A 7,614-nucleotide genomic window follows, 5' to 3' on the forward strand; every position below is an offset into this window, starting at 1 on the left:
CGACGCTACATCGCGTTAAACGAAACGCATTGGTCGCTTTAAGAAGGGTAGCGAGAGCGTAACCCTTCATACACTAAGTCGCTAAACTCTGGCTTCGTTAAATCTAGGGCATCCATTACTTCTACCAGGTGCTCGTTGTCTTCACGACCTTCCCACACTTTTACGTAAGTGCCTTCTTTATAGCCGTTATCTTGGCGGAAAAAATTAAGTACATTTTTACCTACGTACTGACGATACAGTTCGTCAGCTGACATTTCGCACTGGCTTACGATGAACATGAATAGTGGCACGCTAAAGCGTTTGGCGGCGCAAAGGCCCGTCATGAGCTCTAAATTATCAAGAAGCGTCAGATTTGACGCGTCGTAGTCCTTTCCATCGAAGGTTACTAGCGTTTTGCCACTTGCTAATTCAGAAGCAATACTTTTTGCAGATTCAGCGATATCGCCTTTATATTCAATAATGCAGGCACTTAGTGCAAAGTGCCAGATATCCACCAATTCCATTTGAAGCTGTGGCAAGTCTTTTTGCTGTGCTTTCCACCATTTCCAGCCGTGATGCTCAATTTGCATTAACTATTGTGTTTCGAATTCGTAAGGTCATATTTTTATGAGCATTTACTGCTAAATGTGAATTTGTTATTAGCTAACTATGAAAAAAATAAAGTTAGATAACTATGAATATCAGAAATCAAAGCTTGCTGATTTGGATGTAATAATCGATGACGAGGGAGTCATTGTTTTTATAGCTCTGCTATACAGTATTCATTTAAAAAGAACAAATGAGATTTATTTAATTACTAGACGTGATAGGCGTGAAGGTTATAAGACGCACTTTGAGCCCTCGCCGGTCAGCTATTTTTCCGCAAAGTCTTGCATAAGTTGTTTGTTTCGTTTTGTCCGCAATATTGCATTAGCTTTGATTTCGACTTGTGCCACCCGTACCAATGTGATCGCTGCTTGAGTCCGGGTACGCAAATCTGCTAAATGCGGGCACGGATCTTTATCATAATTGACCCGATCAATATCGAAAATAATCCAGTCCGTTGCGTTAAGAACCATTGGGTTCGCTGAAGCCGGACTTGTTCTCCAAGTAGTAGGCTCTGCTCACTTACTGATTCCAACTGCAAACGCAGGATACTGCTCTGTTCTTGCCAGTAAACGATGGTAATCAAACCAACAGCCGTGGCAAATAATCCTACCAATGCTCGTATCAGATAACGTCGGAACAAAAAACTCTGGTACCACTTAGAAAATGTCTCGCTAGACTCCTTTGCTAGAAGAACCAAAGTATCTTTGTCTTGCGAGAAAATGGTATCGCGCATCGCTAGCAATTGTTGAGTGAATATGGAAGAAAGCGCCTCAATCCGCTTACTAACAATATCGGGTAGCCAATTCAGCCAATTCACTACCTTTGAAAATCAGCGAGGCATAAAAGGCTGTAAAGACTACGAAGAACAAAAACTTCAGCTAACTATCTCTGTTAGAAGCTGGTTGCTTGATGTCAACAACAATACAAATGGTTTATATCTGAATTCCCACTGAAAAACCATGTATGTGTTTTCAGTGGGGGAATTCCGAGACTGTAAGATCTTCTGTGTAGATGGCTGTTTATCATAGTGATAAACAGACACTGCGTATAATCATAAACTGACTGATGACCGCTTTCCAATCTCTTATTGGCTTTGTTCACTTCTTCGATATCTGGTGAATCACCAGATGCAGGACTTTCATCATCGATTTAAAGCGTTCTAGAACTAAGGATTTAACCAAGAGTTAATGTAAACCTTTACTAAAATAGTGATTTACCAGACTCTCGTTTTGACATTTATATTCATCATTACCGCTGAGGACCGAGTTGTGGCAATTTAGTGCGGTCTGACGATTATCTCAATTCTTCAGCAGAACTCATCTCAAAACACATTTGCCCTTCTTGCATCAGCTCTGATAACACATATTGTGGGGCATAATGATGGTCTGCTTCGTATTCTTCGTTCTCGTGACTTGCAATGAGTTTTGCCATCGCACAAGTAATAATTTCCATGCTGTGGCCAGTGAAGCCGGATCTTGGTTCAAATTGTACGCCGATGTCATGTCGACCAAACTGAGCATCTGTAGAATTCGTTGTTATGAAGCGTACTTTCTCCAATACCTCTCCACCATGATATAGCCTGAAAACTATGGGGTATTGATTGTCTACTAATCTGTTTAAACGAAGGTGAGTCCAGTTTGTTACTGGAGAGGTGTTAAATGTTGTTACTGAGATGATATCTCTAGATAAATAGCCTGCCTGCTGCGCTAACCCCCCACCCAATGAATGTCCAGTTGAATATATTTTTACATTTGGATTTGTTGTTTTTAGTGCGTTTATCAAGCTAGGCAAGAGCTTTCTAGATATTTCATATTGGGTTGGCTCAAATCCAAAAAACGAAGAAAGATTAGATTTCCAGTCATCAATGAACTCGCCTGTGCGATTTTCTGTTCCTCTAAAGGCGATTACAGCCTCTTCAATTTTTCCTATAGAGCTGTAAAGTACGAACGTGTCATAGAACAACCCATTGTCACTGTAACAAACAGGCACATTTTTGTTTATGGGTCGCCATCGAGACCAATACATTCCAGTATCTGAAAACGGGAGTTTAGGAGGATTGTATGAGTCCGAGTCAATAATTTTTGTATTGGTCAGACATTCATCAATATCTTCACGGTCCTCTCCTAAATGGCGTTGATAAACGAGCTCTGAAAATAAGGCCATTAGTCCGAAGCGCTTTGCTATAGATTGAGAATACTCATCTTCATAGAACGGGGCTGTTGTAATGGCATCCTCTTTGTCATATTCGTCAGAGTAAGCCTTCCAAGTTTTTATGGTCCCACATCCTTGTAATAACAATATAAATGACAGAAGAATTATTCCTTTCATTATCTTATCCCTTGGTTGTTTTTCTGTTCATTCGTCGGTTAAAAATTTCTAAATTTTCTTCAATTGACAACCATCTGGATTCTCGTCAATTAATTCAGATGCCCAGAGCAGGCATTTTGTCTTTTCCTCATTTTGAATATAGCCATCAAAGCTATGTGAATGATAGTTTTCATACTTAACTCTCTGGATTACTTTACTGTTTTTATTAAGCTTTTTCTCTATCTCTAGGTAGTAAAGATCATCGGTTCCTAGAGATGTGTCACCAAAGTTTCGAGAGTCCACACCAAATTTCTTTATTGACTTTTGGAGAGCGGGATCATTTTCATTAAATCCAATAAAAAACTGGCTGGATTGCTTTATATTATCAGGCATGTCACTAAATAAATGTCCGGTACCTACTGCAGGAGCAATGCTAATTAAATTCACCTTACCAATTTTATACGGATTTAATTCTTCAAAATGCGGAACAATAATATGGCTATCATAAACAGGATCATGTAATGCGCTTAAAGCAACACCGGCTCCGCGACTATGAGTAATGATTGAAATGTGAGAATTGTCGGGCAGGTGATTGAACAGCCTTCTTAATCCTACCTGACCGGCGATATTTGAATATGTAAGCGAATCAAACCAATATGCAAGAGGCAGAGGAAATGAAAAAGGACCCTTATATAACCCGTCCCAGTAAATCTCGACAAAAATGAAATGGGTTTTGGAATGTAACCTCATAAACGATTTGATTTTTTCATAAGAATCACTTGCCTCTTCGAATGAATTATTGAAACCGTGAATTAAGAATACAATCTTTGAACCTTGGTGACGCTTAGCCTTAGTTACAATTTGTGTTGCTATGTTTGAGTAACGTTGGTCTATTAAGTCATCGTTGTAGGGATGAGAGTTGTTTTCTAGGAAGTTTTTAATACTAAATGCGTGATTGAAACCAAAATATTTTTGCTCAGGCATTTTGGTTTCCGGTGACGAAGGATAAATATCACCGTACTGATCAAAAGGCACGCGAATTGTTGAGGGATCAGAAGTAGAAGAATAGTTGTCAGGAGGAGTTGAATGTAAGCCGGCACAACCAACCAACATAAGGAACAAAAGCGCGATAATTAGTTTCATACTACCTCCATGTTATGAATTTTGTCAGTAATAAATTTGATTTTTTTTAAAACCACTGATAATTATAATGTATAGCTGATTAATATTTAAGCTGCAAGGATGCTGGGAAAATGAAAAAGCGCAACAAAAATAATATATTTTTTATCTACTTTCTTTTCATACTCTGTTACTCCGACAATTCTTCTGCTGAGCTAGCCGAAAGAGAGAACTTCATCGCTGATCTCTATTTTGGGGCCGCATACGATAACTTTTCAGGGCCAGTGGAGGAGTATATTAATTATGGTGATGAAGAAACAAAATGGCGTTTCAGTGGTGGGGTTATATTTGATTATAATCTAATTTCCAGAGATGAGCTTTCGTTATGGGTTGGTGGTAAGTCACTTCGGGGGGTTAGAAGCGCTGAGGTGGATTGTACTGTGTCAGATCCTCCTGTAATTTGCAGTGACATCAATTTGACTGAAGATAGTGTGGAAAGAGGGAAGTATCTTTTACGTAATGCAACTTCTTATGAAGCAGGTATAAGCTTCAGATTAGAATGGGACGCAGGATTTTTGAAAAATGCTGAGGCGCCTGGTTCATTATATTTGAGCTACGAGGTGGCTGGAGTTGCAGTGGATAATGACGATGATGATGTCGCAGATATTAACAGTATTAATATTGGATATATCATTTCGAATGGTAAGTTCCGAGGCAGTTTTTTAGAGTACGGAAGAGGTCAGAACGACATCTTCATTGATGACTCTCATGGTCGGAGTAAGATTAAAGCCCGAATAGTATTGAACGAATTAAGCTTGTTTGGATTGACGGAGTCTCTTCCTGCTAGATTTTTTATTCAGACGAATCTTGATGCTGATGGCGGAGATGGTGGAGATAGTATTCAGACATACGTAGGGTTCAGTATGTCTTTTAGTGAATTATTCGCTAGTAAATAGCAGCTAGTGATAGTTTTTCTCGGTAAGACCTTTTGGTACAGGGATATAACTTGGTATACAAACAGACCCCAAATGAAGTCATCATCAGGAGCGATGATAAAGTATATTCGTTAGAAGATATTTTTTCCGGCAGTGTTGATAGTTATTTAAAACACTGTTGGGAATACGCAGTCTTGGCAGAACATGTTTATATAAAGTTTAGCCCCGATGAGCAATTAGAAAAAAATCGGACAGTCGAGCAATGGATACATTTGTCATCAGTGGATGAAATGTTTTCCAACCTTTTGGGCACAAACTGTATGACGGCGTCGAAAAGTTACTTAAAAGGACTCAAATTTCAGACATTTTACCGGGAAACTGAGAAAAGGATTTTAGTTGCATATGTTTTTAGAGGTACGCGTTTTAAAATGCTGGGGGATTGGTTTTCAAACTTCCATTGGATTTATCGGTATATTCCTTTTGTCCCAAAAGATTATTATCAACAAGTACTAGACCTGTTTTCAGAGCATGTTGCTAATGTCGAAAACTTTTTTAAAACTAACTCCAAAACATTGAAGCATATCACTGTGGGTCATTCATTGGGGGGAGGGTTGGCACAGCAAGCTGCATATAGTGTAGAACAGATTAAACTTTCCTATGTGTATGACAGTTCTCCTGTTACAGGATATTTTTCATTGGGTAAACGATGCAGATTACTGTCCTGTAAAAATATGAGGATCTATCGGTTTTATGAACATGGCGAAATTCTGGCTTATTTACGCGCCATTACTCAGATTCTCTATTTGTTCAATTTTAGACCCAATATCAGTCCCTTAGTGGTTGAGATACGAACAAATTTATCTAGCGGTAATCCTGTAAAGCAGCATGGCATAGATATATTCCGGGCAATTGGTAACGTGTTTAAGTACATGAAAGATGAAAAAAAACTGTCATCGTTGAAACGTATGGCTGATGAGCTAGAGAAACAAGTAAAATAACGATGTTTAATGAGGAGGAGTAGGAAGTATCCAGACTAGCACATCAAAGGTGTGCAAGAACGCTTTATAACAGAGTGAGACTCGGGCCGATAAGTGTTTACTTCACCGAAAAAAGTAAAATCTTAGAAGGTTATCAATTCTGACATTTTGCTATTGTAAGGATGTATGAAACCTTTAGATGTAAAATTCGAATCAGTTCCTTAGAATCGGTATTAGCTTGGGGAAAATACATTCCAAATTACTATATACTGCCTCAGCGTATGCGCGTGTTTGATATGATAGTAGATCTTGAACTAGTCGGTGAAATGTTTTCCCCGATTCTCCACCTTAGTGCTAGTCCATCGCCGGAGAGTTGTTTGGCGTTTACAACCGATTCAACGGGTAACAACTAGATATAACTTGAAACTTCTCGAACTAGCCCATTAATCGTAGAGGTTATCGATAGCCTTAATTCACACAACTTATGTTTCTCACTTGTTAAAATCGTAGCTTGTGTTTATATTTTAAACAAATCACTCAACATGGAAGTCATATGGAACTTAATTCGTCTGAAATACAATCTTTTGTTCATTTAGCGCTAAAATCTAATGGATTTGAATACGCTGGTAGCACTATTCCTGTCGACAATTACATTGATGTCGACAGATTCATTGAAATAGATGGTGAATACATCATCTATATTTTAGGGCTACTTCAGGATTCTGTAGGGTGTTATGCAAAATTGAATGGTGCCTCGCCGAAAGAAGTTACAGCATTCACTCGAGATGATCTCGATAGAGTTATCTATCAGACTGCAAAACGTGTTGCTAAATCCAGTGATGAAGTATTACCAAGAACGATCAGGCAAACAATAAGAGCCATATGCCCTTGCGATGACTCAGATAGATAGCTACTCGTGAGGGGGAATAGTGAGTGAATTCACGAGGCAAGAAAAAAGATATACAACGATATTAGACTCCCTGAAGGTAACAATACTTTTTCCGATCGGAATTCTAGCTTATACGCTAGAGAAACTAGCACCTAAAATTAGTCTTATTTATAGCTGCGTTTACTATGGGATAATAATAGCCTCAGCGATTGGTATAGGATGTGCTGCAATAGCGATGGCGGCTTCTGCAGCTGGAATTGTGAGAGCACAAAAGAAAGATCAGCAGACATTGGTTGAAGTAAAATCTATCGTTACCAAAACTGCTACCATACATTATTACTGTTTAGCATTGGCAGCAGTTGCATTATTATTTACGCTGGTTTGGTACTCAGAGGTTATCTACAAAGAGGAGTCAAAAGTGGTGTTAAAGTGCGAAGTAACTAAAAGTGTTCCGCAACCTTCTTCTGACAAGTGGAAAATTGAAATCATATGCGACGAGTAAGTAGTAAAATCGATAAATTTGACTTTGCAATTCCCCACCTGATATGGATGATTTGATGACAATCATTTATACGTCTGGCAGTACTGGTCAGCCTAAAGGGGTGGTGCACAGTTACAATACGGCTTGTTGGGCTGCGCGTCGCTCGCTTGATCAATTGGGTATTAACCAAGACGATCGCACAATGAGCTACTTACCACTTGCGCATATTACAGAGCGTGTACTGGTCGAGCTTTCAAGCTACTACAGTGGTGGCAAAATTCACTTTGTAGAAGATTTAACTACCTTCCAACGGGATGT

At 39.0% G+C, this 7,614-nt stretch carries 8 protein-coding genes and 1 pseudogene; 6 read left to right on the forward strand and 3 right to left on the reverse strand.

The features are described 5' to 3' along the window. Positions 1–38: 38 nt before the first annotated feature. Entirely contained in the window at positions 39–569 is a 531-nt protein-coding gene (locus MHM87_RS19510) for a dUTP diphosphatase (protein ID WP_239260795.1), read from the reverse strand. A 774-nt stretch (positions 570–1,343) separates the two neighbouring features. Here MHM87_RS19510 and MHM87_RS19515 point away from each other — a divergent pair. Then, on the forward strand, positions 1,344–1,541 hold the full coding sequence (locus MHM87_RS19515; RefSeq protein ID WP_239260797.1) for a hypothetical protein: 198 nt from the start codon (positions 1,344–1,346) through the stop codon (positions 1,539–1,541). Between the two features lie 340 nt (positions 1,542–1,881). On the opposite strand, the gene MHM87_RS19520 is transcribed toward MHM87_RS19515, so the two are convergent. Next, entirely contained in the window at positions 1,882–2,916 is a 1,035-nt protein-coding gene (locus MHM87_RS19520; protein ID WP_239260799.1) for a DUF6792 domain-containing protein, read from the reverse strand. 48 nt (positions 2,917–2,964) lie between these two features. Next, on the reverse strand, positions 2,965–4,038 hold the full coding sequence (locus MHM87_RS19525) for an alpha/beta hydrolase (protein WP_239260801.1): 1,074 nt from the start codon (positions 4,036–4,038) through the stop codon (positions 2,965–2,967). A gap of 110 nt (positions 4,039–4,148) precedes the next feature. Between MHM87_RS19525 and MHM87_RS19530 the strand changes: the two genes are divergently transcribed. From MHM87_RS19530 to MHM87_RS19550, 5 genes and pseudogenes are all read left to right on the forward strand, one after another. After that, on the forward strand, positions 4,149–4,970 hold the full coding sequence (locus MHM87_RS19530; RefSeq protein ID WP_239260803.1) for a hypothetical protein: 822 nt from the start codon (positions 4,149–4,151) through the stop codon (positions 4,968–4,970). A gap of 50 nt (positions 4,971–5,020) precedes the next feature. Further along, the gene (locus tag MHM87_RS19535) at positions 5,021–5,947 is read left to right on the forward strand and encodes a lipase family protein (protein ID WP_239260805.1); all 927 of its coding nucleotides are present in this window, start codon (positions 5,021–5,023) and stop codon (positions 5,945–5,947) included. A 532-nt stretch (positions 5,948–6,479) separates the two neighbouring features. Next, positions 6,480–6,836 carry a hypothetical protein gene (locus tag MHM87_RS19540; protein ID WP_239260807.1) on the forward strand — a complete coding sequence of 119 codons (357 nt, stop codon included), beginning with the start codon at positions 6,480–6,482 and terminating at the stop codon, positions 6,834–6,836. A gap of 19 nt (positions 6,837–6,855) precedes the next feature. Next, positions 6,856–7,317, forward strand: a complete 462-nt coding sequence (locus MHM87_RS19545) for a hypothetical protein (protein WP_239260809.1) — start codon at positions 6,856–6,858, stop codon at positions 7,315–7,317. A gap of 28 nt (positions 7,318–7,345) precedes the next feature. After that, a pseudogene (locus MHM87_RS19550) lies at positions 7,346–7,614 on the forward strand (AMP-binding protein); the annotation flags it as partial.

Origin of the sequence: Alteromonas sp. Cnat3-28, from assembly GCF_022348265.1 — a bacterium.
Lineage (GTDB): Bacteria > Pseudomonadota > Gammaproteobacteria > Enterobacterales > Alteromonadaceae > Alteromonas > Alteromonas macleodii.